General features: G+C 57.3%; 24 protein-coding genes. 21 read left to right on the top strand and 3 right to left on the bottom strand.

Features of this window, described 5'->3' with window-relative positions:
* The first annotated feature begins 94 nt into the window (after nucleotides 1-94).
* From PGR09_RS21170 to trpS, 18 genes are all read left to right on the top strand, one after another.
* Complete coding sequence (locus PGR09_RS21170; RefSeq protein WP_015704263.1) at nucleotides 95-679, top strand: TetR/AcrR family transcriptional regulator; 585 nt, start codon at nucleotides 95-97, stop codon at nucleotides 677-679.
* A 21-nt stretch (nucleotides 680-700) separates the two neighbouring features.
* Nucleotides 701-1,504 carry a winged helix-turn-helix domain-containing protein gene (locus PGR09_RS21165; protein ID WP_063416117.1) on the top strand — a complete coding sequence of 268 codons (804 nt, stop codon included), beginning with the start codon at nucleotides 701-703 and terminating at the stop codon, nucleotides 1,502-1,504.
* Nucleotides 1,501-2,019 carry a FidL-like protein gene (locus tag PGR09_RS21160; protein ID WP_063416119.1) on the top strand — a complete coding sequence of 173 codons (519 nt, stop codon included), beginning with the start codon at nucleotides 1,501-1,503 and terminating at the stop codon, nucleotides 2,017-2,019. The genes PGR09_RS21165 and PGR09_RS21160 overlap by 4 nt, the downstream gene beginning before the upstream one ends.
* Nucleotides 2,020-2,465: 446 nt before the next feature.
* Nucleotides 2,466-2,744 carry a BMC domain-containing protein gene (locus tag PGR09_RS21155; protein WP_012542984.1) on the top strand — a complete coding sequence of 93 codons (279 nt, stop codon included), beginning with the start codon at nucleotides 2,466-2,468 and terminating at the stop codon, nucleotides 2,742-2,744.
* Between the two features lie 17 nt (nucleotides 2,745-2,761).
* Complete coding sequence (locus tag PGR09_RS21150) at nucleotides 2,762-3,046, top strand: BMC domain-containing protein (protein ID WP_002442227.1); 285 nt, start codon at nucleotides 2,762-2,764, stop codon at nucleotides 3,044-3,046.
* A 12-nt stretch (nucleotides 3,047-3,058) separates the two neighbouring features.
* Nucleotides 3,059-3,337: a BMC domain-containing protein gene (locus PGR09_RS21145; RefSeq protein ID WP_004146125.1), complete on the top strand. Its 279-nt coding sequence runs from the start codon at nucleotides 3,059-3,061 to the stop codon at nucleotides 3,335-3,337.
* A gap of 53 nt (nucleotides 3,338-3,390) precedes the next feature.
* Nucleotides 3,391-4,992 carry an acetaldehyde dehydrogenase (acetylating) gene (locus PGR09_RS21140; protein WP_047043819.1) on the top strand — a complete coding sequence of 534 codons (1,602 nt, stop codon included), beginning with the start codon at nucleotides 3,391-3,393 and terminating at the stop codon, nucleotides 4,990-4,992.
* A gap of 24 nt (nucleotides 4,993-5,016) precedes the next feature.
* The gene (locus tag PGR09_RS21135; protein ID WP_015368471.1) at nucleotides 5,017-5,274 is read left to right on the top strand and encodes a EutN/CcmL family microcompartment protein; all 258 of its coding nucleotides are present in this window, start codon (nucleotides 5,017-5,019) and stop codon (nucleotides 5,272-5,274) included.
* A 17-nt stretch (nucleotides 5,275-5,291) separates the two neighbouring features.
* On the top strand, nucleotides 5,292-6,473 hold the full coding sequence (locus PGR09_RS21130; protein WP_430916488.1) for a 1-propanol dehydrogenase PduQ: 1,182 nt from the start codon (nucleotides 5,292-5,294) through the stop codon (nucleotides 6,471-6,473).
* 133 nt (nucleotides 6,474-6,606) lie between these two features.
* Nucleotides 6,607-9,993 (top strand): choline trimethylamine-lyase, encoded by a 3,387-nt coding sequence (gene cutC / locus PGR09_RS21125; protein WP_430916487.1) that lies wholly within the window; start codon nucleotides 6,607-6,609, stop codon nucleotides 9,991-9,993.
* Nucleotides 9,994-10,078: 85 nt separating this feature from the next.
* Nucleotides 10,079-11,026 carry a choline TMA-lyase-activating enzyme gene (cutD, locus tag PGR09_RS21120; protein ID WP_045395444.1) on the top strand — a complete coding sequence of 316 codons (948 nt, stop codon included), beginning with the start codon at nucleotides 10,079-10,081 and terminating at the stop codon, nucleotides 11,024-11,026.
* 12 nt (nucleotides 11,027-11,038) lie between these two features.
* On the top strand, nucleotides 11,039-11,437 hold the full coding sequence (locus PGR09_RS21115; protein ID WP_045395442.1) for a BMC domain-containing protein: 399 nt from the start codon (nucleotides 11,039-11,041) through the stop codon (nucleotides 11,435-11,437).
* The gene (locus tag PGR09_RS21110) at nucleotides 11,434-12,054 is read left to right on the top strand and encodes a phosphate propanoyltransferase (protein WP_047043816.1); all 621 of its coding nucleotides are present in this window, start codon (nucleotides 11,434-11,436) and stop codon (nucleotides 12,052-12,054) included. Before PGR09_RS21115 ends, PGR09_RS21110 begins: the two co-directional genes overlap by 4 nt.
* A gap of 12 nt (nucleotides 12,055-12,066) precedes the next feature.
* On the top strand, nucleotides 12,067-12,735 hold the full coding sequence (locus PGR09_RS21105; RefSeq protein WP_047043814.1) for a hypothetical protein: 669 nt from the start codon (nucleotides 12,067-12,069) through the stop codon (nucleotides 12,733-12,735).
* A 31-nt stretch (nucleotides 12,736-12,766) separates the two neighbouring features.
* Nucleotides 12,767-13,180 (top strand): DMT family transporter, encoded by a 414-nt coding sequence (locus PGR09_RS21100; protein WP_047043812.1) that lies wholly within the window; start codon nucleotides 12,767-12,769, stop codon nucleotides 13,178-13,180.
* A 17-nt stretch (nucleotides 13,181-13,197) separates the two neighbouring features.
* Nucleotides 13,198-13,527 carry a DMT family transporter gene (locus tag PGR09_RS21095; RefSeq protein ID WP_004204123.1) on the top strand — a complete coding sequence of 110 codons (330 nt, stop codon included), beginning with the start codon at nucleotides 13,198-13,200 and terminating at the stop codon, nucleotides 13,525-13,527.
* 240 nt (nucleotides 13,528-13,767) lie between these two features.
* Nucleotides 13,768-14,331 (top strand): hypothetical protein, encoded by a 564-nt coding sequence (locus PGR09_RS21090; protein WP_430916486.1) that lies wholly within the window; start codon nucleotides 13,768-13,770, stop codon nucleotides 14,329-14,331.
* A gap of 275 nt (nucleotides 14,332-14,606) precedes the next feature.
* Complete coding sequence (gene trpS, locus PGR09_RS21085) at nucleotides 14,607-15,614, top strand: tryptophan--tRNA ligase (RefSeq protein ID WP_045395432.1); 1,008 nt, start codon at nucleotides 14,607-14,609, stop codon at nucleotides 15,612-15,614.
* Between the two features lie 47 nt (nucleotides 15,615-15,661).
* Here the strand turns inward: trpS and PGR09_RS21080 are convergent, their stop codons facing one another.
* The gene (locus PGR09_RS21080) at nucleotides 15,662-17,056 is read right to left on the bottom strand and encodes a diguanylate cyclase (protein WP_045395430.1); all 1,395 of its coding nucleotides are present in this window, start codon (nucleotides 17,054-17,056) and stop codon (nucleotides 15,662-15,664) included.
* A gap of 372 nt (nucleotides 17,057-17,428) precedes the next feature.
* Here PGR09_RS21080 and PGR09_RS21075 point away from each other — a divergent pair, with 372 nt between their 5' ends.
* From PGR09_RS21075 to PGR09_RS21065, 3 genes are read left to right on the top strand one after another with little or no spacing between them, the layout of a single operon-like run.
* On the top strand, nucleotides 17,429-18,493 hold the full coding sequence (locus PGR09_RS21075; protein ID WP_045395428.1) for an HlyD family secretion protein: 1,065 nt from the start codon (nucleotides 17,429-17,431) through the stop codon (nucleotides 18,491-18,493).
* Nucleotides 18,490-21,249, top strand: a complete 2,760-nt coding sequence (gene rbbA / locus PGR09_RS21070) for a ribosome-associated ATPase/putative transporter RbbA (protein ID WP_430916485.1) — start codon at nucleotides 18,490-18,492, stop codon at nucleotides 21,247-21,249. The genes PGR09_RS21075 and rbbA overlap by 4 nt, the downstream gene beginning before the upstream one ends.
* Nucleotides 21,249-22,373, top strand: coding sequence for an ABC transporter permease (locus PGR09_RS21065; RefSeq protein ID WP_315712896.1), 1,125 nt, complete (start codon nucleotides 21,249-21,251; stop codon nucleotides 22,371-22,373). The genes rbbA and PGR09_RS21065 overlap by 1 nt, the downstream gene beginning before the upstream one ends.
* Before the next feature lie 27 nt (nucleotides 22,374-22,400).
* On the opposite strand, the gene PGR09_RS21060 is transcribed toward PGR09_RS21065, so the two are convergent.
* Nucleotides 22,401-22,718: a hypothetical protein gene (locus tag PGR09_RS21060; RefSeq protein WP_020079735.1), complete on the bottom strand. Its 318-nt coding sequence runs from the start codon at nucleotides 22,716-22,718 to the stop codon at nucleotides 22,401-22,403.
* A 325-nt stretch (nucleotides 22,719-23,043) separates the two neighbouring features.
* On the bottom strand, nucleotides 23,044-23,319 hold the full coding sequence (locus tag PGR09_RS21055) for a DUF2574 family protein (RefSeq protein WP_315712463.1): 276 nt from the start codon (nucleotides 23,317-23,319) through the stop codon (nucleotides 23,044-23,046).
* Between the last annotated feature and the right edge of the window lie 736 nt (nucleotides 23,320-24,055).

Genomic DNA, 24,055 nt, shown 5'->3' with positions numbered 1-24,055 from the left:
AATCTGTGAGCCTCCACGCAATAACGACATCCCGCCGTCCGAAGCGCCCCCTCATATTGATAGCGATCAAGAATAATCATACCGTCTGGTCGGTATGATCCGGGCCATGAACATGGAAGCCCAGCATCGTAAAAAAGACCCCGTCCGTCTGCATCGTCAACTGCTTGAATCGGCGGCGATGATTGCCGGCCGGGACGGTATCGCCGCCCTGTCGCTGAACGCCGTCGCCCGCGAGGCTGGCGTCAGCAAAGGCGGCCTCATGCACCACTTTCCCAATAAACAGGCGCTGATTTTCGCCCTGTTCGCCCGGCTGTTGGCGATTATGGAAAAGGCGATTAGCGAGCTGATGGCCGCCGATAACATCGCTTATGGACGCTTTACCCGCGCCTATTTGCGCTATCTGTCCAACCCGGAGCTGACGGATACCCACGAGAGCCGCCAGCTGATGGTGCTGTCGTTGGCGATGCCGGACGAACCGGTGCTGCGAAAATGCTGGCGCGACTGGATGCTGGATCATCTGGCGCAGGGCGATGCGCTCGACAACGGCCCGACCGGCACGCTGGTGCGCTACGCCGCCGACGGCATCTGGTTATCGGAACTGACCGAAGGGCGCACCATGAGCAGCGAACACCGCCAGGCGTTGGTAAACGATCTGACAAAAATGACGCTTCCCGCGTGAAGCGAGTAGAGTGAGGCCGCGATGCGCTACAACATCAATGCCCGTCTCATTTATGACGCAACGGACGGCACCCTAACATTACCGGGCGGCAATGAGCCGGATAGTCAGCTATCCATTACCGCCAACGCGCTGCTCTATTTCTTTCTTCGCCATACCGGCGTTGTCAGTCGCGATGAAGTGTTGAAAAAGGTCTGGGACGATAACGGCTTAACCTCATCCAACAGCAATCTCAATCAATACCTGAGCATGCTGCGCAAAACCTTCCGCCACTACGATATCGATAACATTATTGTCACCGTGTCGCGCGGCATGCTGCAGCTGAATCAGGATCTCAGCATCGAACTGCTCGACGCCGAGCCGACGCCCGCCGATGCCGTTCTCACATGCGATACGCCTGATGAAGCCGCCCCCGCTGCGGCGCCAACGCCGCCCACCGCTTCTCTACATGCGCGCGGTATGTGCTGGTATCTGGCCGGCGGCTGTCTGTTGCTCATCGCCCTGCTGCTGGTGGCATTTAGTCTCGCCGGCACCCACGTCGCCCGGCCAATCAATCTGACGCTGATGAGCCACAGCCAGTGCGAACTGCTGGCCAGCGATGAAATGCTGCGTTCGGTCTCGGCCACGGCCTATGGTAAGAATTTTGATGAGGTGCGTCAGCGGCTGAAGCTTAGCTGCAAGCCGGGGGAGCGTTTCGTTTTCTTCTACGGCGACCGGCTGGAGACTAACGGCCTGGGCCGGGTATTTCTCGCCCACTGCGCGATGCACGAAGACAACCCATTTAGCTATTGCGATAACTACTTTTACTACTCCTGGAAGCCGCAATGAGACTCGCGCCCCGCACCTTTTTCGCCCTCTCCGCCCTCGCATTTATCGCCGCCGCCGGGTTTAGCGCCTGGCGCCTGCTGCCGGATGCCAACGACGGCGTGATGAGCTGTTCCACCAAAGCGATCATGCGTTTTGAAAACATGGATAAAGAGAATGTGAACGGCAATATCCATTTTAATTTTGCCGCCAACGGTAACGGTTCGATGGTGGTGGAAGGCTATACCGATTCCGCCGCCGGCTGGCTCTATCTGCAGCGCTACGTCAAATTCAGCTACACCAGCCAACGTATCTCGGCAACCGAACGCCACTACCGCATTAAAAAATGGGAATCCAGCGCCTCGTCCATCGACGAATCGCCGAATGTCATCTTCGACTACTTCATGCGCGAGATGTCCGACAGCCACGATGGCCTGTTCCTCAACGCGCAGAAGCTTAACGACAAAGCTATCCTGCTGAGCTCTATCAACTCACCGCTCTACATCTGCACGCTGAAGTCCGGCAGCACGCTTAACTAACCCGTCCCCTCTGTATCGCCGCGAGGAAAATGCGCCCTCGCTCACGCTCCGTTATTGCCCCCTCTTTCCACGATGCTAAAAGCGCACGTTTTGCATTTAGCTTCGACGCCAAAACTTGCGCATACCCACAATTATCACGCGGCTATATTACCGCCTGCTGGCAAGTAATTAGCATCTTATTAACATTCACCTCTCGCCGATAAATAGCCTAAAAAAGCGCCATATCATCATAAAAATCAACACGCATAAAACAGAACGAAAAGATAAATGGAAGGCTAAATAAGGCTAAATCACAGAGTAAAAACCTAAAATATTCATCTCCACGGATTTAAATTTCACTTCTTTCCCCATTCCCTATAGTGAACCCCGAACGCCGCTTCCGCGTGTTGATGCCGTTACGCGGACGGTTTTCCCGAATAACAAAACCTGTTCTGGAGGAAATCACGATGGGTGATGCATTGGGGCTTATCGAAACCAAAGGTCTGGTGGCCTGTATTGAAGCAGCGGACGCGATGTGTAAAGCCGCCAACGTCGAACTGATCGGCTATGAAAACGTCGGCTCTGGCCTTGTCACCGTGATGGTGAAAGGCGACGTCGGCGCGGTGAAAGCGGCGGTGGATTCCGGTGTGGAATCCGCGCAGCGCATCGGCGAAGTGGTGACCTCGCTGGTCATCGCGCGTCCGCATAACGACATCAACAAAATCGTCATTAAACACAAGGCCTGAAGGCCAGGAGAACGCAAATGGGTGATGCATTAGGTCTGATTGAAACCAAAGGTCTGGTGGCCTGCATTGAAGCGGCGGATGCGATGTGTAAAGCCGCCAACGTCGAACTTATCGGCTATGAAAACGTCGGCTCTGGCCTTGTCACCGCGATGGTGAAAGGCGACGTCGGTGCGGTGAAAGCGGCGGTGGATTCCGGTGTGGAATCGGCGCAGCGCATCGGCGAAGTGGTGACCTCGCTGGTTATCGCCCGTCCGCATAACGACATCAACAAAATCGTCTCGCATTACAAGATTGCGGACTAACGGAGAATCCTGATGAAAGAAGCGCTTGGTCTTATCGAAACCAAAGGTCTGGTGGCCTGCATTGAAGCCGCGGACGCGATGTGTAAAGCCGCCAACGTCGAGCTTATCGGCTATGAAAACGTCGGTTCCGGCCTCGTCACCGCAATGGTGAAAGGCGACGTCGGCGCGGTCAACGCGGCGGTCGACTCCGGCGTGGAAGCGGCGAAACGCATCGGCGAAGTCGTCAGTTCTCGCGTCATTGCGCGTCCACATAACGACATCGAAAAAATCGCGGCGCAGCACAAAGCATGACCTGACAGGGCGCGCCCCGTCTCCACTCTTTTCGTCTGATGAAGGATAGACTCATGATTGAACTGGATAACGATTTGCAGTCCCGGCAGAACGCGCGGGAACTGGTGCGCAACGCCAAAAAGGCGCAGGCGATTCTGGCCACCTTTTCGCAACAGCAAATCGACGCCATCGTGAAAAACGTGGCCCAGGAAGCAGCGCACCACGCCGAAGCGCTGGCGAAAATGGCCGCGGAAGAGACCGGTTTTGGCAACTGGCAGGACAAAGTGCTGAAAAACCGTTTCGCCTCGCTGCGCGTCTACGACGCCATCAAAGATATGAAGACCGTTGGCATCATTCATGACGACCCGGTAAAAAAAGTGATGGACGTGGGCGTGCCGCTCGGCGTGATTTGCGCGCTGGTCCCCTCAACTAACCCAACTTCTACGGTTATCTACAAAGCGCTGATCGCCCTCAAGGCCGGCAACGCCATTATCTTCTCCCCGCATCCGGGCGCGCGTCAGTGCAGCTGGAAGGCGATTGAAATCGTCAAACGCGCGGCAGAAGCGGCCGGCGCCCCGGCAGGCAGCGTTGACGGCATCACCCAGTTAACGCTCGAAGCCACCTCCGAACTGATGCACAGCAAAGACGTGTCGCTGATCCTCGCCACCGGCGGCGAAGGCATGGTGCGAGCGGCCTACGCCTCCGGCACCCCGACCATCAGCGGCGGCCCGGGTAACGGCCCGGCGTTTATCGAACGCAGCGCCGATATCCACCACGCGGTGAAAGATATCGTCACCAGTAAAACCTTCGATAATGGCGTGATCTGCGCCTCCGAGCAGTCGATTATCGTCGAACGCTGCATTTACGACGAGGTTCACCGCGAGCTGGAAGCGCAGGGCGTCTACTTCATGAATGAAGATGAGGCGGCGAAAATGGCGGCGCTGCTGCTGCGCCCGAACGGCACCATCAACCCGAAAGTGGTCGGCAAAACCGCGCTATACCTCAGCCAGATGGCGGGATTCTGCGTACCGGCCAGCACTAAAGTGCTGATCGCCGAGCAGACCACCGTATCGCCGAAAAACCCCTACTCGCGCGAAAAACTGTGCCCGGTACTCGGCCTGTACGTGGAAGAGGACTGGAAAGCCGCCTGCCACCGCGTGGTGGAGCTGCTGACCAACGAAGGACTCGGCCATACGCTGGTGATCCACACCCGTAATCAGGACGTCATCCGCCAGTTCTGCCTCGAAAAACCGGTCAACCGCATTCTAATTAATACTCCGGCGGCGCTCGGCGGTATCGGCGCGACCACCAACATCTCTCCGGCGCTGACCCTCGGCTGCGGCGCGGTCGGCGGCGGCTCCAGCTCCGACAACGTCGGCCCGATGAACCTGCTCAATATCCGCAAAGTCGGCTATGGCGTGCGTTCGATTGACGAGCTTCGCGCGCCGGGCAGCCGCCCTGAGCCCCAGCCGACCATCGTTACTCCGGCGAGCGATCCGCAGCGCAGCATTCTTGATGACGTGCGTTTCAACGCTCCGGCCAATGCCGCGCCAGCGTGCTCCGCAGGCAACGATGACCGTTTCGCCAGCGCAGGCGCCGCCAGTATGGAAGGTGAAATCAACGAACAAAACGTGGAACGCGTTATTCGCCAGGTGCTGGAGCGCCTCGCTAAGTAACGCACTGATATAAGGCGATAAACGATGATTCTCGCAAAGGTAACCGGCCATGTCGTCGCCACGCAAAAATGCGATGAGCTACGCGGCAGCAACCTGCTGTTGATCACCCGCTTAGATGACAAACAGCAGCCGATGAAAGACCAGACCTGGGTCGCCGTCGATAACGTCGGCGCCGGCATGCACGACATCGTGCTGGCGGAAGAGTACTTCGCGCTCAATAAAGACCGCTACAAAGCGATGTCGGTGGTCGCCATTGTCGAGAACGTGTTTCGGGACGCCTAACAGGAGTGAATAGCCCAATGAGTGAATTTTTACTGAAACCGCGGATTTGCTTCGGTCAGGACGCCCTCTCGGTGCTGAACGAACTTTCCGCCCGCAGCGTGCTGCTGGTGACCGATAAAGCGATGGTGAAGTTTGGCCTCGCCGAGCGCGTCACCGCCCTGTTGCGCCAGCGCGGGATCGCCTGGCAGATGTGGGACGACGTAGTGGCGGATCCGGATATCGCCACCGTGGTGCGCGGCATGAAGCTGATGGATAACCACTATCCGGATCTGGTTATCGCGCTCGGCGGCGGTTCGGTAATCGATGCCGCCAAAGCGGTTATTTTCTCCCTGGCGCAGACCCGTCCGCAGGGCAACCGTCCCCGTCCGTGCTTCGTCGCCATCCCCACCACCAGCGGCACCGGCTCGGAAGTCACCGCCTTTTCGGTGGTGAAAGCCAATGCGGAGAAGCTGGTGCTGGTGGATGCGTCGCTGCTACCGGATATCGCCATTCTTGACCCGGCGCTGGTGGCTTCGGTGCCGCCGGCAATTACCGCCGACACCGGCATGGACGTACTGTGTCACGCTCTGGAAGCCTACGTTTCTCGCGCCGCCAGCGACTTTTCCGATGCGCTGGCGGAGAAAGTGGTGCAGCAGGTATTCCGCTATCTGCCGACCTGCTGGCGCAGCGGCGACAACCTGCAGGCGCGCGAAAAGATGCATAACGCCTCCTGCATGGCGGGGATGGCCTTCACCAACGCCTCGCTTGGGATAACCCACAGCCTGGCCCACGCCCTCGGCGGCGTCTTCCGCGTACCCCATGGCCGCGCCAACGCCCTGTTGATGGCGGAAGTCGTCGCCTGGAACGCCGATTTCAACGGCCAGTGCGACACCCTTGCGGCAACGAAATATGCCCGTCTGGCGCATCTGCTGGATCTGCCAGCCGCCTCGCCGCGCCAGGGCGTCGCCAGCCTGCTGGTCGCCATTCAGGCTTTAAAAGAAGAGATGAGCATGCCCTCCGGCATTAGCGACACCGGTATTGAGGCGGCTGAATTCGAACGCCGCCTGCCGGAGATGGTCGGCCAGGCGCTGCGCGACAGCTGTACCCCAACCAACCCACGCGCGCCGGACGTTAACGCGTTAACCGAGCTTTATCGCCGGGCCTGGTCCGGTTGCCTGGAATCGCCCGACGGCGCTCCGCTTGCACGGGCCTACGGGTAACAAATAACCGGGTGATCGCTGAGTTATTTGTAGGCCGGGTAAGGCGTCAGCCGCCACCCGGCAGGAATACGGACACTGTATCCACAACCGGGTTGTCATCAGCCGCGGAAAAAGAACATCTGGAGAATACTACATGGCACACTACAGCTTAACGCCGCGCGTCAAAGTGCTGGCAGACCGTTTACTCTCACAGGCAAGCACCCTGTGCACCGAGCACGCCGCGGTACTGAGCGCGCTGGATGGCGATATCGCCGGGATCCCCGCCGCCGTCAAACCGGCTCGCCGTTTCTATGAACTGATGCGCCAGCTGCCGCTGACCATCAGCGCCGATGAGCTGATCGTCGGTAACCAGACCCGTAAACCGCACGGGGCGATTTTCCATGATGAAAGCGCCGCGCATCGGCCATCCGTATTCCAGTTCCTCAACCTCAACAGCGATCTCGATTCACCGGACTACAACCTGGTCGTCGAAAAAGGCGTGCTGGCGATTAAGCACCAGTTGGAAGAGAAAACCCGCGCCCTCGGTAGCGCCGTTAGCCGCAGCGGTATGGATGAAGTCAACGGCTGCCGCGCCGCCATCTACGCCTGCGACGCACTGTTAGCGCTGGCGCAAAATCTGGCCAACAGCGCCGAGCAGCTGGCGGCCGCGGAAACCAATGCTTATCGCAAAGCCGAGCTGCTCGATAGCGCGGCCATTCTGCACCACGTTCCGGCCCATCCGGCGCGTAATTTCAAAGAAGCCTGCCAGGCATTCTATCTGTTCCAGCTGGCGCTACAGCTGGATAACGGCAGCTATGCGGTTAACCCGCACGGGGCGGATAAAGCGCTACTGCCTTACTTCCAGCGCGATATCAACAGCGGCGCGTTGAATACCCAGCAGGCGTATGAAATCGTGGAGTGCCTGTGGTTCAAGCTGGCTGAACTGAGCGAAGTCCGCGCCGCCTGCGCCATTGACGGCTATCCGATGCTCGACGCCATGCTGCACGGCGCCTCTTTTGATAACGCCGAAGTGAACGAACTCTCGGCGATGTTTATCAGCGCCCAGCGCAACCTCAGCACGCTGAATCTGCCGGTACGTCTGTTTAGCGGCGCGCAACAGGTCAGCCACGCGCCTTTCGCCGCCTGTGCCGACACGCCGGCGATGGAAGGCTTAACTCCGCGTATGCAGCGCCTGCGTAACCACTACCTGACGGTACGCCCGAGCGTCTCTATCTACCGCGCGCTGGCCTTTACCGAAGTGGTCAAAGCCAACCCTGGCATGCCGACCATTCTGCTGCGCGCCAAAGCTTTCCGCCACGCCTGCGAAACCGCGCCGATTCTGATTCAGGACGATGAGCTGATCGTCGGCCATCCGTGCGGCAAGCCGCGCGCGGGCGCCTTCTCGCCGGATATCGCCTGGCGCTGGGTGCGCGATGAGCTCGACACCATGAGCACCCGCCCGCAGGATCCGTTTGAAATCAGCGAAGCGGATAAAAAAACCATTCGCGAAGAGATCGTCCCGTTCTGGGAAGGCCGTTCGCTGGATGAGATTTGCGAAGCGCAATACCGTGAGGCCGGCGTCTGGGCCTTCAGCGGCGAGACCTTCGTCAGCGACCTCTCCTATCACCAGATTAACGGCGGCGGCGATACCTGTCCGGGCTACGACGTGCTGCTGTTCACCAAAGGGATGAACGGCATTAAAGCCGATGCTGAGGCGCATCTGGCCGGCCTTAGCATGGAAAACCCGGAAGATATCGACCGTATCTACTACTACAAAGCGGCGATTGAAACCTGTGAAGGGGTGGTCAACTACGCCCGCCGCATCGCCGCCCACGCCCGCGAACTGGCGGCTAAAGAGCAAAACGCCCAGCGCCGCGCCGAACTGCTGACCATCGCCGACGTCAACGAAAACGTGCCGGCCAATCCGCCGAAGACCCTGCAGGAAGCGCTGCAGAGTATCTGGACCGTCGAGTCACTGTTTGAAATCGAAGAGAACCAGACCGGGCTGTCGCTGGGGCGCGTCGACCAGTACTGCTACCCGATGTTCGAAGCCGATATCCGCGAAGGCCGCCTGACCCACGACAGCGCGCTGGAGCTGCTGCAGGCGTTCATCATCAAATGTGCCGAACTGATGTGGATGTCGAGCGAGCTGGGAGCGAAATATTTCGCAGGTTATCAGCCGTTTATCAACCTCACCGTTGGCGGCCAGAAACGTAGCGGCGGCGATGCCTGTAACGATCTGACCTACCTGATTATGGACGCGGTGCGCTTTGTGAAGGTTTATCAGCCGTCGCTGGCCTGCCGTATCCACAACCAGTCGCCGCAGAAATACATGGAAAAAATCGTCGACGTGGTGAAAGCAGGGATGGGCTTCCCGGCCTGCCACTTTGATGACTCCCACATCAAGATGATGCTGCGCAAAGGCTTCGATTTTGAAGACGCCCGCGACTACTGCCTGATGGGCTGCGTTGAGCCGCAAAAATCCGGGCGCATCTACCAGTGGACCTCCACCGGCTACACCCAGTGGCCTATCGCTATCGAATTCGTGCTCAACCGCGGGCGGATGGTGCTGTTCGATAGCTATCAGGGGCTGGATACCGGCGACCTGCGCGACCTGCGCACCTTCGAAGATTTCGACGCGGCGGTGAAACAGCAGATCGCCCACATCGTGCGCCTGTCGGCCATCGGCACCGTCATCAGCCAGCGCGTCCACCGCGATGTGGCGCCGAAGCCGCTGATGTCGCTGCTGGTCGAAGGCTGCATGGAGAGCGGCAAAGATGTCGCCGCAGGCGGCGCGATGGTCAATCACGGTCCGGGGCTGATTTTCTCCGGCCTGGCGACCTACGTCGACTCGATGGCAGCGATCCGCAAGCTGGTGTTCGAAGAGAAGAAATACACCCTTGAGCAGATCCGCGATGCGCTGCTGGCCAACTTTGAAGGTTACGAAGCGCTGCGCCGCGACTGCCTGAACGCGCCGAAATACGGTAACGACGATAACTACGTCGACCAGTACGCGCTGGATATTACCGAATGGACCGAGAAAGAGTGCCGTAAATACAAAATGCTCTACTCGACCCTGAGCCACGGCACCCTGTCTATCTCCAACAATACGCCAATCGGCGAGCTGACCAACGCCACGCCTAACGGCCGCCTGGCGTGGATGCCGCTCTCCGACGGCATCAGCCCGACTCAGGGCGCGGATAAACAAGGCCCGACGGCGATTATCAAGTCGGTCAGCAAGATGAACGTGGAAACCATGAACATCGGCATGGTGCACAACTTCAAGTTCCTCAAAGGGCTACTGGATACCCCTGAAGGTCGCCACGGCTTGATTACCTTGCTGCGTACCGCCTCGATTCTTGGCAACGGCCAGATGCAGTTCAGCTACGTCGATAACGAAGTGCTGAAGAAGGCGCAGCAGGAGCCGGAGAAATACCGCGACCTGATCGTTCGCGTCGCCGGCTACAGCGCCTACTTCGTTGAGCTGTGCAAAGAGGTCCAGGACGAGATCATCAGCCGTACGGTGATTGAGAAGTTCTAGTTCTCTTAAAGAGAATTAAATGAGCTGTATTTGAGAAATAACCGGAAGTTCTCCGTCCCGTAACGGGACGGAGCGGGAGGCAAGCGTGATCGCAAAACAAGAATTAACGGGCCGAATTTTCAATATCCAGAAATATTCGATCTATGACGGCGATGGCATTCGCACGCTGGTGTTTTTTAAGGGCTGCAACATTCGCTGCCCGTGGTGCGCCAACCCGGAAGGGCTGAGCAGCCAGTTCCAGGTGATGTTCTCGCACGACAAATGCATTAACTGCGGCGACTGCGTCAGCGTCTGTCCGGCGGGTATTCATTATCGGGCGGAAGAAAACGGCGAAATGAAGCACTTCGTCGACCGCAACAAAGACTGCATTGGCTGTCGCAAATGCGAAGAGATTTGCACCCAGAACGCGCTGGATATTATGGGCAAGGACGTCACCGTCAGCGAGCTGATGGAGATCATCATGCAGGACTACGACTTCTACATCTCTTCCGGCGGCGGCGTGACCATCGGCGGCGGTGAGATGAGTCTGCAGACCGATTTTGCCGTCGCCTTATTTAGCGAATGCAAAAAGATGATGATTAACACCGCCGTCGAAACCCAGGGCACCACTCCGCTTGCCAACTACCAGAAGCTGGCGCCGGTCACCGACACCTTCTTGTTCGACATAAAGCAGATTAACAGCGAACACCACAAGGCGATGCTCGGCATCGGCAACGAAGGGATCCGCCGCAATCTCGAATGGCTGGTGGATTCCGGCGCCAATGTGATTGTGCGCATGCCGCTCATTCGCGGCTACAACGACTCATTCGACGCCATTACCGGCGCGATTGATTACGTACAGAAGCTGGCGAAGCGCGGGAATATCCGCCGCATCGACATGCTGCCGTACCACCAGTTGGGGCGCAAAAAATACGAACGCCTGGATATGCCCTACCCGATTACCCAGGACCCGTCTTATTCACCGGACGAACTGGACCGGCTGGAAACCTTCTTCCAGCAATTTGATTTTGATATTCGCTTAGTCCGCCATTAACAGGAGCCGACCATGAAAAGTTTAGGCGTAATTGAAACGCGAGGATGGGTCGCCGCCATTCAGGCCGTCGACGCCGCCTGTAAAGCTGCGGGAGTGACCTGCATTGGCTATCGCAAACCAGGCTCCGGGCTGGTGAGCGTCTGCTTTGAAGGGGAAATCAGCGCCATCCACACCGCTATCGAGCGCGGCGTGGCGGTGGCTGGCGCCGAGCACACCGTGAAGTCGCTGGTCATTGCCCGCCCGGAGCGCTGCGTGGTTGAAGCGTTAAGCAACCTCAAAGGCAACCCGCCGCCTGCGAAAAAAGCGGCCGAACCTGTGGTTATCGCCGCCCCGGAACCCATCGTTCCGCCTGCCGCCCCGAACGAAGCGGAAGATAAGCATCCGGCGCTGAAGAAAGGGAAGAAGTCATGATCGACACCTTGCTTCGCGAAAAAATCACCGTTCGCCTGAGCGCAACGGCGCCGGCGATCCCGGTGGGGATCTCCAACCGCCACGTCCATCTCGCGCAACAGGACGTCGAGGCACTATTCGGCAAAGGCTACAGCCTGACGCCGTTCAAACCGCTGCGCCAGCCGGGGCAGTTCGCCGCCCAGGAGTGCGTGACCGTTGTCGGGCCGAAGGGCTCGCTGACCAACGTCCGCGTGCTGGGGCCAACCCGCCCGCTATCGCAGCTGGAAGTGTCGCGCGCCGACTGCTTCACGCTGGGCATTAAGGCGCCTGTTCGTGAGTCCGGCCAGCTGGAGAATGCCGGCAGCGCGCTGCTGATTGGCCCCGCAGGCCACGTTGAACTCCATTCGCAGGTGATCTGCGCCTGGCGCCATATTCATATGTCGCCGCAGGACGCGCGCCGACTCAACGTTAGCAATGGCCAGAAGGTCAGCGTGCGCAGCAACGGCGAGCGCCAGCTAACTTTCGATGAAGTGGTGGTGCGGGTGCGCGATGACTTCGCGCTGGAGTTTCACATTGACACCGAAGAAGCCAATGCCGCCGGGTTGAAAAACGGCGCGCAGGTGACGCTCATCGGCTAACGGAGGCTCGCCATGACCGACGAACAGATTGAAGGTTTAGTCGCGCGGATTTTACAGCGCCTGCAACCGCCGGTACTGGTGATGGTGACCGCCGCTGACGGCTACCGCGCGGCAATCCGCCAGCGCCTGGCAAGCTGCGGCTACCCGCTGCGCCTCGCGCTGGAGGATGGTCTCGCCGACGCCGCCGCGTGGCGAGAGGTGGGCGAGATTATCCCGTCATCGACCTGGCAGGATGCCCTGCCGTCAGCGCCGTGGCGGGCGGTACTGCTGCCGTTTCTCGATTACCCGCTGGCTTCAGACCTGCTGAACGGCACGCGCAGCAGCCCGCTCGCCCGCTGCGCGCACGAGGCGCTGCTGAAGGGTATTCCCGTGCTGGCGCTGCGCTATCACTGCGATCCGCTTAGCGAACTCAACCAGCTACGCGGCGCGCAGGCCGACAGCGCCTATACCGGGCATCTGCTGGCCACGCTGGCTCGTCTGGAAGCCTGCGGCGTCTTCCTCGGCACGATGAATGAGCTGCTGGCGACGCTGGACGCGCCCACCGCGCCTGCCGCCACCAGCAGCGAACCGCGCCGTTATCTCACCGTCACAGACGTGGTGAATAATCCGGCGCTGGCGGCGGCCCCGCACGCGCAGCTGACCGATGCGGCCATTGATTATTTAAAAAACAGAAAGATATGACCTTACCCAACTATGAACCTGGAGCTTAACGATGTCTTCGAAAACAAAATGCTGGTTATGGATGCTGCTGGTTATCCTCTCAGAAACCTCGGCAACCTCGACGTTAAAAATGTTCGGTAGCAGCGAAGGCAGCACAAAAATGCTGCTGCTCGGCCTGCTGATTGCGCTCTACTGCACCTGCTATTACTCGCTCTCAAGGGCGGTGAAAGATATCCCGGTCGGCCTGGCATACGCCACCTGGTCCGGCACCGGTATCCTGGTGGTCTCGACGCTGGGAATGGCATTCTACGGCCAGCACCCGGATACCGCCGCCATCATCGGCATGGCGGTGATCGCCAGCGGCATCGTTATCATGAACCTGTTCTCGAAAATGGGTTCCGAAGAGAGCGAAGAGGCAGCACCCGTCACGCCAGTCGCCTCCATGGATAAGAAAATCGCCAACTAACAGGAAAGGAATACCCTATGTTTAATCTCGGATTTTTATGGCTGGCGCTGTCTATCGGCTCCGAAATCACCGGCACCTCGATGATCAAAAAGACCAACGGCTTCAGCAAGCTGGCGCCTTCAGTGCTGGTGGTCTGCGCCTACGGCCTGTGCTACTTCGCCCTCACCCGCGCGATGAGCACCATTCCGGTGGGCGTAGCCTACTCGCTGTGGTGCGGCTTCGGTATCGTCGGCGTGACTATCTGCTCCATGATCCTCTATAAGCAGAAGCCGGACCTGGCGGCCATTATCGCCATGGCGCTGATTATCTCCGGCGGCGTGATCATGAACGTCTTCTCGACCATGTAACAACGGTTTGTTTATCTTGCCGGGCGGCGGCTACGCCTTGCCCGGCTCATTCACCATGCTGGGTGAGAGCCGTGATTTACATGGACATCGCCTCGGCATTTGTCGGTAGCGCGATTCCGGGCACCATCAGGCCCCTCAGAATATGACATAATCAGGGAAGTATCTTTTGGCTTAATTCAATCGCTTCCATTCACTGGGCTCCATTGCTCCACAATGATGAAATATATTAAGAAGAGCCTCGTGTTGAGCGCTATCATCAAGAAAAAACTGGCAACCAGCGATCTGCAACACCTGGAACAACTAAAGGATCGGTTAAAAAGCCGATTCGGCGCGGCGCCTGGTATACACATGGCCGGTATTCCTATCGCGATCAGCATGATACTTGCTATCTTTTGCTACGCGATGCCCCAGGTTTATGTATGGATGCTACTCTTTCGCTGGTTAGGAATACCTGAATACAAAGTACTGATGGGCGTTTTTTTTGCAGCGATCGTATATTGCGTAGTTATCATGACTACAACGTTACTGACTGCTCGAGGCTCTTTAAACGGATATAAATTACATCTGATTATTATCACGATGACAAGAATAACTAGCATTATCTACTTTATCGGTTCCTGGTTTTCATTTTTATTCGGCACGGTAGACAATTATACGCCACAGATAACATCTGCTTTAGGTTTGATGTTTTTCTGCCTGAATATCATGTGGATGAATTCATCATCATTTTACCAGTCGATCGTCTTGACGTTACATAACCGCGTATGGCGTAAGCAATTGAAAATTGAAGAACAGCATATGTGATCCTCCCAGTCAGAGGTACCAAATTCAGCAAAACCTGCTTACGAGCAGGATTTCAGATTGCTGAGTAATACTTTGTACGCAACAGGTTTACCCCGCCGTGATTTCGTGGCAGGATAAAAAGATGAACAGAAACGTTATCGTTACCTACCCCCGTCGTTGGTGGCTGCCTGCATAACAGGCGGCACGATACACGTTTCCATTTTCAAAGCCGCCGGAAGGCGGCTTTGTTATTTTCAGGACGTCTTTCGGCTGAACAGTCTGATAAGGAGTCCCTGATGAACCATCCACAAACCATCCTCACCGGCGACCGCCCGACCGGCCAACTACATCTTGGCCACTACGTCGGCTCGCTGCGCCAGCGCGTCGCGCTGCAGCACGACCACCAGCAGTTTATCCTGATCGCCGACCTGCAAGGGCTCACCGATAACGGCAGCAACCCGCAAAAAATCAGCCACCATATCCTCGAAGTCATGGCCGATTATCTGGCCGTCGGCATCGACCCCAGACTCACCACTATTTGCCTGCAGTCCGCTCTGCCCGCGCTGGCGGAGCTCAGCGCGCTGTATATGAATATCGTCACCGTCGCCCGCGTGGAACGTAATCCGACGGTAAAAAATGAGATTGCCCAGAAGGGATTTGCCCGCTCGCTGCCGGTTGGCTTTCTCGCCTATCCGATTAGCCAGGCCGCCGATATCACCGCCTTCAAAGCCGAGCTGGTGCCGGTGGGCGACGATCAGCTACCGATGATTGAGCAGACCAATGAAATCGTCCACAAAATGAATAGCCTCACCGGCGAACCGGTACTGCGCCATTGCAAAGCGCTACTCAGCGAAGTGAGCCGCCTGCCGGGCGTCGACGGTAATGCCAAAATGTCGAAATCGCTGGGCAATACGCTGACGTTATCGGCCAGTGAAGAGGAGATTCACCGCGCGGTCAGCGCGATGTATACCGACCCGACACACCTGAGAGTCAGCGATCCGGGGCATGTCGACGGCAACGTAGTGTTCACCTATCTCGACGCTTTCCATAGCGATAAGGCGCTGGTTGCTGAGATGAAAGCCCACTATCAGCGCGGCGGGCTGGGCGATCGCCAGTGTAAGAATGAACTGGAAACCTGCTTGCAGGAGCTACTGGCACCGATCCGCGAACGCCGGGCCACTTACAGTCAGGATAAAGGAATGCTGCTGGAATTGTTGCGCCAGGGCAGCGAACGCGCCCACCAGCTCACGCAGCGGACGCTGCATGAAGTGAAGCGCGGGCTGGGGCTGCCGGTGCTGTTCTGAGCTTCAGAGCCCTGCCCCGGTCGCGCTACGCTTGCCGGGGCTCGGTTTTATACCCTGCCTTTGTGCATCTTCACGCAGTTGCGTCCCTCGCGTTTGGCGGCGTACAGCGCATTATCGGCATCGCGCAACAGCAGGTTGTAATCGGGATGGCCGGAGTGCACGGCATAGCCAATGCTGGCGGTGATCGGGATCTGCGTGTCGCCGCCAACGTTAAACGCCAGTTGGCTAATTTTCTTCCGCAGGCGGTCGAGGATGGTAAACGCCTCTGACACGCCGGTCTCCACCAGCACCAGCAGAAACTCTTCCCCGCCGTAGCGGAAGATATAGTCGCTGGAACGGATATTGTCGCTGAGCAGTTCCGCGACATGTTTAATCGCCCGGTCGCCCACCATATGGCCCCAGTTATCGTTAATGCCTTTGAAATGATCGATGTCGACGATCGCCACCGTCATCGGCAACTCATGCTCCATCGCCAGCGTCACTTCATGCTTCAGCACCACCGGCAAATAGCGGCGGTTAAGCAGGCTGGTTAATGCATCTTTGCCGTTTTGCATCTGCGACAGGCTGCTAAAAATTACGCCCAGTTGGCTGCCGATTTGCTGGCAATGAATATGGATCCCCTGAATCAGGTTTTGTGTATTTTTATAATCCATGGCAGAGGCGGATGCCCGCCATCCTATTAATAAATCGTCGACCTGAGAAATTAATGCGGCGATTTCGTCCATCTGGCTATTTTTGTTAAAATAGCGTACGCATTTATGGCGGAACCAGAGACCAAATTCCGATTCAGATAATAACGTAGCGTTAGTATGCGCTTTATTTTCGCTAACAATATTAAAAATTGCCGTATTTTCCCAACCGGAAAGCGCCGCCTGTTGTTTGCCATATTCCATCGGGACATTGTCCATCAAACTATACAGGCGATAAGCCTCTTCATTTTTGGTCGCCCGATAGTGCGATAAGGTATAGGCATGGCACATCATCTCAACGGCCATATTAATCGCCATAATAGCGTAATAGATGGCATCGACGGCAATCTGGCGGTCGTTAACGTGGCTGCGGATATACTCAATAAGCCCGGCCTTAATTTGCCGGGCGCCGCGCAGCACCGCCTCCGCCGGGATACCGATCCGCGCGTGAATGCTGCCAATCTGATATTGCCGTTCCGCCAGCGCCGGCAACTGCGCTTTGTCGCTGGTCAGGATCTCCTTCACCCATAGCGCCAGCGAGCGGCTCAGTCTTTCCTGAACTAAATCATAAGTCAGGTGGCGGGCAATATCCGGATCCTGAAAAATAAAATCATAAAACCGGGCCGCTAACGCTTCCGATTGCTCCTCTGCGATATTTTTAAGTACCTCCTTAACGGCTGGCGTCAGGCTGTCATACAGCGGTAGCCACTCCTTAAAAATAACAGAGATATATTTTTTGCTTTCATCGTTCATGAATAAAGCGCTCGCCGGGCGTTAGTCTATTTCGGGGGTGCCGATCATACATGAGTTGCCGCAGGTCAACCAGACGAAGAAAATCATAGGGATAGCGTATTTCTCAGTCATTATAGCGAGGGGGTCGCAATTCCATAGTTTATATATGGACTTTGACGCTACCGATGTTAGTATCCAGATTATAAATATGCGTGTTTCATTTAAGGCCAGGATTGCTGATGATGACCACTCTAAAAGCACATCTTCCCCACCGGTTGGCAACGTAACAGGATTTTGCGCCGGACGGCCTTATCTCCCTTTTGTTTTATCGTCCCGCCGGGCGAAATAGCGAAACGCGCACCACTCAGCAATATGGAACAGAGCGAGTCGCGTATGGACAAGAACAAACGACGTTGGACCGGGTATATCGTAGTTGCAGCGGTGGTCATCGCCGCCGCATGGTGGATGTTGCGCCCGGCTGGGCTACCGCCGGGCTTCGCCGCCAGTAATGGCCGCATCGAGGCGACGGAAGTCGATATCGCCACCAAAATTGCCGGGCGTATCGAGACGATTCTGGTCAAAGAGGGGCAGTTCGTCCATAAAGGCGATGTACTGGCGCGGATGGATACGCGGGTGCTCAATGAGCAGCGCCTCGAAGCCGCCGCGCAAATCAAAGAAGCGCAAAGCGCGGTTGCCGCCGCCAACGCGTTACTCGACCAGCGGCAGAGCGAAATGCGCGCCACCGAAGCGGTGGTGAAACAGCGCCAGGCGGAGCTAGACTCCACCGCTAAACGTCACGTCCGTTCCAGCACTCTTTCACAGCGCGGCGCCGTCTCCGCTCAGCAGCTGGATGACGATCGCGCGGCCGCTGAAAGCGCCCGCGCGGCGCTGGAATCGGCGAAAGCGCAGGTCTCCGCCGCCCGCGCCGCCATCGAGGCTGCCCGCACCAGCATCATCCAGGCTAAAACCCGCGTTGAAGCCGCCGAAGCCACCGAGCGGCGGATCCTCGCCGATATTGACGATAGCCAGCTGAAAGCGCCGCGCGACGGCCGCATCCAGTACCGCGTCGCCGAACCAGGCGAAGTGCTGGCCGCCGGGGGGCGGGTATTAAACATGGTCGACCTGGCAGACGTCTATATGACCTTCTTCCTGCCAACGGAACAGGCGGGTCTCCTGGCGCTCGGCAGTGAAGCGCGCTTGATCCTGGATGCCGCGCCAGATCTAGTGATCCCGGCAAATATCAGCTTTGTCGCCAGCGTCGCGCAATTCACCCCAAAAACGGTAGAAACCAGCGACGAGCGGCTCAAGCTGATGTTCCGCGTCAAGGCGCGCATTCCGCCAGAGCTGCTGGAACAGCATCTGGAATATGTCAAAACCGGCCTGCCTGGGATGGCCTGGGTACGACTGGATAAGCAGAAAAGCTGGCCTGAAGCGCTGACGGTGAGGTTGCCGCAATGAAACTCACGCCGCAGGATACTTCGCCCCCCGTCGCCCTGCTGGAAAACGTTGGCCAGCAGTTTGGCGCCACCATCGCGTTGCGCGATATCAACCTGGCGATCCCGGCGCGGCGTATGGTTGGCCTGATTGGCCCGGACGGGGTCGGCAAATCAAGCCTGCTCTCGCTTATCGCCGGGGCGCGGGCCATCGAGCAGGGTAACGTGATGGTGCTCGGCGGCGATATGCGCGACGTTCATCACCGCCAGCAGGTATGCCCGAAAATCGCCTGGATGCCGCAGGGCCTGGGGAAAAACCTCTACCATACGTTATCGGTCTATGAAAACGTCGACTTCTTCGCCCGCCTGTTTGGTCATGATAAAGCCGAGCGTGAACTACGCATCAACGAACTGCTGCAGAGCACCGGGCTGGCGCCGTTTCGCGATCGCCCTGCCGGTAAACTCTCCGGTGGAATGAAACAAAAGCTTGGGCTGTGCTGTGCGCTGATCCACGACCCGCAGCTACTCATCCTTGATGAACCGACTACCGGCGTCGACCCGCTCTCCCGCGCGCAGTTCTGGGATCTGATAGACAGCATTCGTCAGCGCCAGCCGGAAATGAGCGTACTGGTCGCTACCGCCTACATGGAAGAGGCCGAGCGCTTCGACTGGCTGGTGGCGATGAACGCCGGCGAGATACTGGCGACCGGTAGCGCGGCGGCGCTCAAAAAACAGACCGGCAGCCAGACCCTGGAGCAGGCGTTTATCGCCCTGCTGCCGGAAGCGCAGCGCCTGGCGCATAAAGACGTGGTCATCCCGACGCGCGACGGCAGCGAGGAAGAGATCGCCATTGAAGCGCGCGGCCTGACCATGCGCTTCGGTAACTTTGTCGCCGTCGATCACGTTAACTTTCGTATCGCCCGTGGCGAAATTTTTGGCTTCCTCGGCTCTAACGGCTGCGGCAAATCCACCACCATGAAGATGCTCACCGGCCTGTTGCCCGCCAGCGAAGGCGAGGCCTGGCTGTTTGGCCAACCGGTCGACCCGAAAGATATCGCCACCCGCCAGCGAGTGGGTTATATGTCGCAGGCTTTCTCGCTCTACAGCGAACTGAGCGTACGGCAAAACCTGGAGCTGCACGCCCGCTTGTTTCACATTCCGGATCATGAAATAGCCGGCCGGGTCGCTGAAATGAGCGAGCGTTTTATGTTGACCGAGGTTGAAGACGCGCTTCCCGCCGACTTGCCGCTGGGGATCCGCCAGCGACTTTCATTAGCGGTAGCGGTAATTCATCGCCCGGAGATGCTGATCCTCGATGAACCCACCTCCGGTGTTGACCCGGTGGCGCGCGATATGTTCTGGCAACTGATGGTTGACCTGGCGCGGCAGGATCGCGTCACCATCTTCATCTCTACCCACTTTATGAATGAGGCGGAACGCTGCGATCGCATCTCGCTGATGCACGCCGGCAAAGTGCTGGCCAGCGATACGCCGCAGGCGCTGGTTGAGCAACGTGGCTCCGCCAGCCTCGAAGAGGCGTTTATCGCCTGGCTGCAGGAGGCGGCGGATGCCACACAGCCGACCGTTTCTGTCTCTACAACGCCCGCGCCGCCTGCTGTCGCATCACACCACAAGAACGCGTCCCCACGCCAGTCATTCAGCCTGCGCCGCCTGTTTAGCTATAGCCGCCGCGAAGCGCTGGAACTGCGCCGCGATCCGGTGCGATCGACGCTGGCGCTGCTGGGAACGGTGATCCTGATGTTTATCATGGGCTATGGGATCAGCATGGATGTCGAGGATCTGCGCTTTGCCGTCCTCGACCGCGATCAAACGATCAGCAGCCAGAACTGGTCGCAGAACATTGCTGGCTCACGCTACTTTATCGAGCAGGCGCCACTGCAGAGTTATGACGAATTGGATCGTCGAATGCGTAACGGCGAGCTAGCGGTGGCGATAGAAATTCCGCCGAACTTTGGCCGCGATATCGCTCGCGGTACGCCGGTGCAGATTGGCGTGTGGGTGGACGGCGCAATGCCAAATCGCGCGGAAACGGTGCGCGGGTACGTGCAGGCGATGCACCTGGCCTGGCTGCAGGAGATGGCCGGGCGGCAAAGTAGCCCGAATCGTGATACTTCGCTCATTTCTATCGAGACCCGCTATCGCTATAACCCGGACGTGAAGAGCCTGCCGGCCATCGTCCCGGCGGTGATCCCGCTGCTGCTGATGATGATCCCGGCGATGCTCAGCGCGCTGAGCGTGGTGCGGGAAAAAGAGCTCGGTTCGATCATCAACCTGTACGTGACGCCGACCACCCGCAGCGAATTCCTGCTCGGCAAACAGCTGCCTTACATCGTGTTGGGGATGTTTAACTTCTTTCTGCTGTGCGCGCTGTCGGTCTTCGTGTTTGGCGTCGCGCATAAGGGGAGTTTCCTGACCCTCACCCTGGCGGCGCTGCTGTATGTCACCATCGCCACCGGGCTGGGATTGCTGATCTCGACATTTATGAAGAGCCAAATCGCCGCCATTTTCGGTACCGCGATTATTACGCTGATTCCGGCCACCCAATTCTCCGGGATGATCGACCCGGTGGCGTCGCTGGAGGGGCCAGGTCGCTGGATCGGACAAATCTACCCGACCAGCCATTTCCTGACCATCGCCCGCGGTACCTTCTCCAAGGCGCTGAATATTAGTGATTTGTGGGTTTCGTTCATTCCACTATTGATTGCGGTGCCGCTGGTGCTCGGGCTGAGCGTGTTGCTGCTGAAGAAACAGGAGGGATGATGCGCGGATTACGCAATATTTATAACCTCGGCGTCAAAGAGCTGCGCAGCCTGCTCGGCGATAAAGCGATGCTGGCGCTGATCGTGTTTGCTTTTACCGTGTCGGTTTACTCCTCGGCCACGGTAATGCCCGGCTCTCTACACCTGGCGCCTATCGCTATTGCCGATATGGATAAATCACAGCTCTCATCGCGGATCATTAACGGCTTTTATCGGCCATGGTTTTTAACGCCAGAGTTGATCAGCGCCGATGAAATGGATGCCGGGCTGGATGCCGGACGATACACATTCGCCATTAATATTCCGCCAAACTTCCAGCGCGATGTGCTAGCCGGTCGTCAGCCGGAGGTGCAGGTCAACGTCGACGCCACGCGAATGAGCCAGGCCTTTACCGGCAACGGCTATATCCAGAATATTATCAGCGGTGAAGTGAACAGCTTTGTTGCCCGCTATCGCGACAACAGTACGCTGCCAGTGGAGCTGGCGGTGAGGATGCGCTTTAACCCTAACCTTGAACAAGAGCGCTTCGGCGCGGTGATGGCGATTATCAACAACATCACCATGCTGGCCATTGTCCTCACCGGTTCGGCGCTTATCCGCGAGCGAGAGCACGGCACCATTGAGCACCTGCTGGTGATGCCGGTAACGCCGTTTGAGATAATGATGGCCAAGATATGGTCGATGGGTCTGGTGGTGCTGGTTGTCTCCGGGCTGTCGCTACTGCTTATGGTACAGGGAGTGTTGCAGGTGCCGATTGAAGGGTCGATCCCGCTGTTTATGCTGGGGGTAGCGCTCAGCCTGTTCGCCACCACCTCCATCGGCATTTTTATGGGCACGCTCGCCCGTTCTATGCCGCAACTGGGGCTACTGATGATCCTGGTGCTGCTGCCGCTGCAGATGCTCTCCGGCGGATCCACGCCACGGGAGAGTATGCCGCAGCTGGTTCAGGACATTATGTTGACCATGCCGACCACCCACTTCGTCAGCCTCGCGCAGGCGATACTGTACCGCGGCGCCAGCTTTGCCATCGTCTGGCCGCAGTTTTTAATTTTGTTCGCTATCGGCAGTGCTTTCTTTACCATTGCGCTGCTGCGTTTTCGCAAGACAATTGGTGAGATGGCATAAACCTGAACCGGGCGCTGCGCCGATGGCTTATTTTTGACGATTCATAAAGCGACGTAGACCCCAGGTGAAGGCCATCGCCATACTGAAAAGGATGAATAACAGCACAATCCAGCTGATAGAAATGCGCAGCAACGTGCCCGGCGTCATAAATGGCTGAAGATAAACGGTGAAAGAGTGGGCAGGCGATTTTCCCAGCAGTTGATAGGCGCTATCAGTAAGCCACACGCCAACCCGGCAGAACAGCCAGATAATCGCCGGCCAGCAGAGCAGAACCAGAAAGGTAAAGCGCTCCTGAATGTAAGTAACGATCTGGCGCAGCGGCGGCCAGTTAAGCAGGATTTTCATTTATATTCTCATATTGCCAGCCGATGACCTGCAACATTCATCGCAAGGCATTCCGGGCAGCGTCCGTACAGGCAATCTACCCTATTTGTATATCAAATTTACCGTCACTTAAACCAGATCAAGTTAACAAAGTGTTAATGATGTATCGCATCAACCCCAAAAAGAGTGGATAACCCTGTCGTTCATGGAAATAAGCGGGGGGAGAAGTATTAAGCGGCGGGAATAAATTTTCAAGTCCACAAGTGGCTGATTTTTTATGGCTGATAGCAGCGCGCCATTATTTCGCCGCTGGGCAATATAATGGCGCGGAAATATAAGTGGGTGATTAATCGTAGCTGCTGATAATTATTTTCCTGTTCGCATCATTCGGTAAATTCACCGTTTGGGTAACCACCCCATGAGAAGGGACTGCCATATTCTGCGTGTTAATGAGATAAGTATTTTGCCCACAACGCTGTTGAGCTTTTTCATTAATGATATTGGTGCTGCAGGTAGGTGTCGCCACACGCCCGGAGATGATTAATGTAGCGGTATCCGCAGCGAATGCAGGCAAGCTCAATCCATAAGCTAATGTCAGAATCCCAATTAGCGGTTTTTTCATTGAATTTATAACCAGTTAACAGGATGAGAAATAAGCGATTTGCTTTCTTTTTTCTCCCTCAGGAGAAGTGATGCGTTGATGTCATCACGCAGGAAAGATAATCCATATAATTAATAAGGACAATTATACTGAGAGCTATTAGTGCGATAGGTATTACTGATGTTAACGAACCAGGCGGCTGGGCAGGGTGTTTCCCCGGAGGCGGTGTAGCCCGGGGAAGGAGCGGTAGCCCCGGTAAGCGCAGCGCCACCGGGGGAGATGGCGGAGTGTCTGGCCATAAAACACCAAAACAAAAGGCCCGGTCTTCCGACTGAGCCTTTCGTTTACGTCGATATGGCAGCGGCTTTTCCCGGAGGCGGTGCTGCGCACCTTTTCCGGGCTACGGGACTGTAGCCCCGGTAAGCGCAGCGTCACCGGGGAAGACGGCGGCGCGTCTGGCCATAAAACACCAAAACAAAAGGCCCGGCCTTCCGACTGAGCCTTTCGTTTACGTTGCTATGGCAGCGGCTTTTCCCGGAGGCGGTGCTGCGCACCTTTTCCGGGCTACGGGTTGCTACGCCGGTCTGTCGCCCCGGTAAGCGCAGCGCCACCGGCACCGGGGGAGCGATACGCCACACAGCAAAAAACCCCGCACCTTCCGATACGGGGTTCTTCTTATTTGATGCCTGGCAGTTTATGGCGGGCGTCCTGCCCGCCACCCTCCGGGCCGTTGCTGCGCAACGTTCAAATCCGCTCC

The organism is Klebsiella sp. 141251 (genome assembly GCF_050600725.1).
Lineage (GTDB): Bacteria > Pseudomonadota > Gammaproteobacteria > Enterobacterales > Enterobacteriaceae > Klebsiella > Klebsiella aerogenes.
The sequence above is the reverse complement of the archived record's forward strand: the minus strand, read 5'-3'. Positions and strand labels throughout refer to the sequence as shown.

What these genes read in the sequence shown, in the direction of transcription:
- PGR09_RS21170 (WP_015704263.1), top strand. Translation starts at nt 95, where the DNA reads ATGATCCGGGCCATGAACATGGAAGCCCAGCATCGTAAAAAAGACCCC.
- PGR09_RS21165 (WP_063416117.1), top strand. Translation starts at nt 701, where the DNA reads ATGCGCTACAACATCAATGCCCGTCTCATTTATGACGCAACGGACGGC.
- PGR09_RS21160 (WP_063416119.1), top strand. Translation starts at nt 1,501, where the DNA reads ATGAGACTCGCGCCCCGCACCTTTTTCGCCCTCTCCGCCCTCGCATTT.
- PGR09_RS21155 (WP_012542984.1), top strand. Translation starts at nt 2,466, where the DNA reads ATGGGTGATGCATTGGGGCTTATCGAAACCAAAGGTCTGGTGGCCTGT.
- PGR09_RS21150 (WP_002442227.1), top strand. Translation starts at nt 2,762, where the DNA reads ATGGGTGATGCATTAGGTCTGATTGAAACCAAAGGTCTGGTGGCCTGC.
- PGR09_RS21145 (WP_004146125.1), top strand. Translation starts at nt 3,059, where the DNA reads ATGAAAGAAGCGCTTGGTCTTATCGAAACCAAAGGTCTGGTGGCCTGC.
- PGR09_RS21140 (WP_047043819.1), top strand. Translation starts at nt 3,391, where the DNA reads ATGATTGAACTGGATAACGATTTGCAGTCCCGGCAGAACGCGCGGGAA.
- PGR09_RS21135 (WP_015368471.1), top strand. Translation starts at nt 5,017, where the DNA reads ATGATTCTCGCAAAGGTAACCGGCCATGTCGTCGCCACGCAAAAATGC.
- PGR09_RS21130 (WP_430916488.1), top strand. Translation starts at nt 5,292, where the DNA reads ATGAGTGAATTTTTACTGAAACCGCGGATTTGCTTCGGTCAGGACGCC.
- cutC (WP_430916487.1), top strand. Translation starts at nt 6,607, where the DNA reads ATGGCACACTACAGCTTAACGCCGCGCGTCAAAGTGCTGGCAGACCGT.
- PGR09_RS21115 (WP_045395442.1), top strand. Translation starts at nt 11,039, where the DNA reads ATGAAAAGTTTAGGCGTAATTGAAACGCGAGGATGGGTCGCCGCCATT.
- PGR09_RS21110 (WP_047043816.1), top strand. Translation starts at nt 11,434, where the DNA reads ATGATCGACACCTTGCTTCGCGAAAAAATCACCGTTCGCCTGAGCGCA.
- PGR09_RS21105 (WP_047043814.1), top strand. Translation starts at nt 12,067, where the DNA reads ATGACCGACGAACAGATTGAAGGTTTAGTCGCGCGGATTTTACAGCGC.
- PGR09_RS21100 (WP_047043812.1), top strand. Translation starts at nt 12,767, where the DNA reads ATGTCTTCGAAAACAAAATGCTGGTTATGGATGCTGCTGGTTATCCTC.
- PGR09_RS21095 (WP_004204123.1), top strand. Translation starts at nt 13,198, where the DNA reads ATGTTTAATCTCGGATTTTTATGGCTGGCGCTGTCTATCGGCTCCGAA.
- trpS (WP_045395432.1), top strand. Translation starts at nt 14,607, where the DNA reads ATGAACCATCCACAAACCATCCTCACCGGCGACCGCCCGACCGGCCAA.
- PGR09_RS21080 (WP_045395430.1), bottom strand. Translation starts at nt 17,056, where the DNA reads ATGAACGATGAAAGCAAAAAATATATCTCTGTTATTTTTAAGGAGTGG.
- PGR09_RS21075 (WP_045395428.1), top strand. Translation starts at nt 17,429, where the DNA reads ATGGACAAGAACAAACGACGTTGGACCGGGTATATCGTAGTTGCAGCG.
- rbbA (WP_430916485.1), top strand. Translation starts at nt 18,490, where the DNA reads ATGAAACTCACGCCGCAGGATACTTCGCCCCCCGTCGCCCTGCTGGAA.
- PGR09_RS21065 (WP_315712896.1), top strand. Translation starts at nt 21,249, where the DNA reads ATGCGCGGATTACGCAATATTTATAACCTCGGCGTCAAAGAGCTGCGC.
- PGR09_RS21060 (WP_020079735.1), bottom strand. Translation starts at nt 22,718, where the DNA reads ATGAAAATCCTGCTTAACTGGCCGCCGCTGCGCCAGATCGTTACTTAC.
- PGR09_RS21055 (WP_315712463.1), bottom strand. Translation starts at nt 23,319, where the DNA reads ATGAAAAAACCGCTAATTGGGATTCTGACATTAGCTTATGGATTGAGC.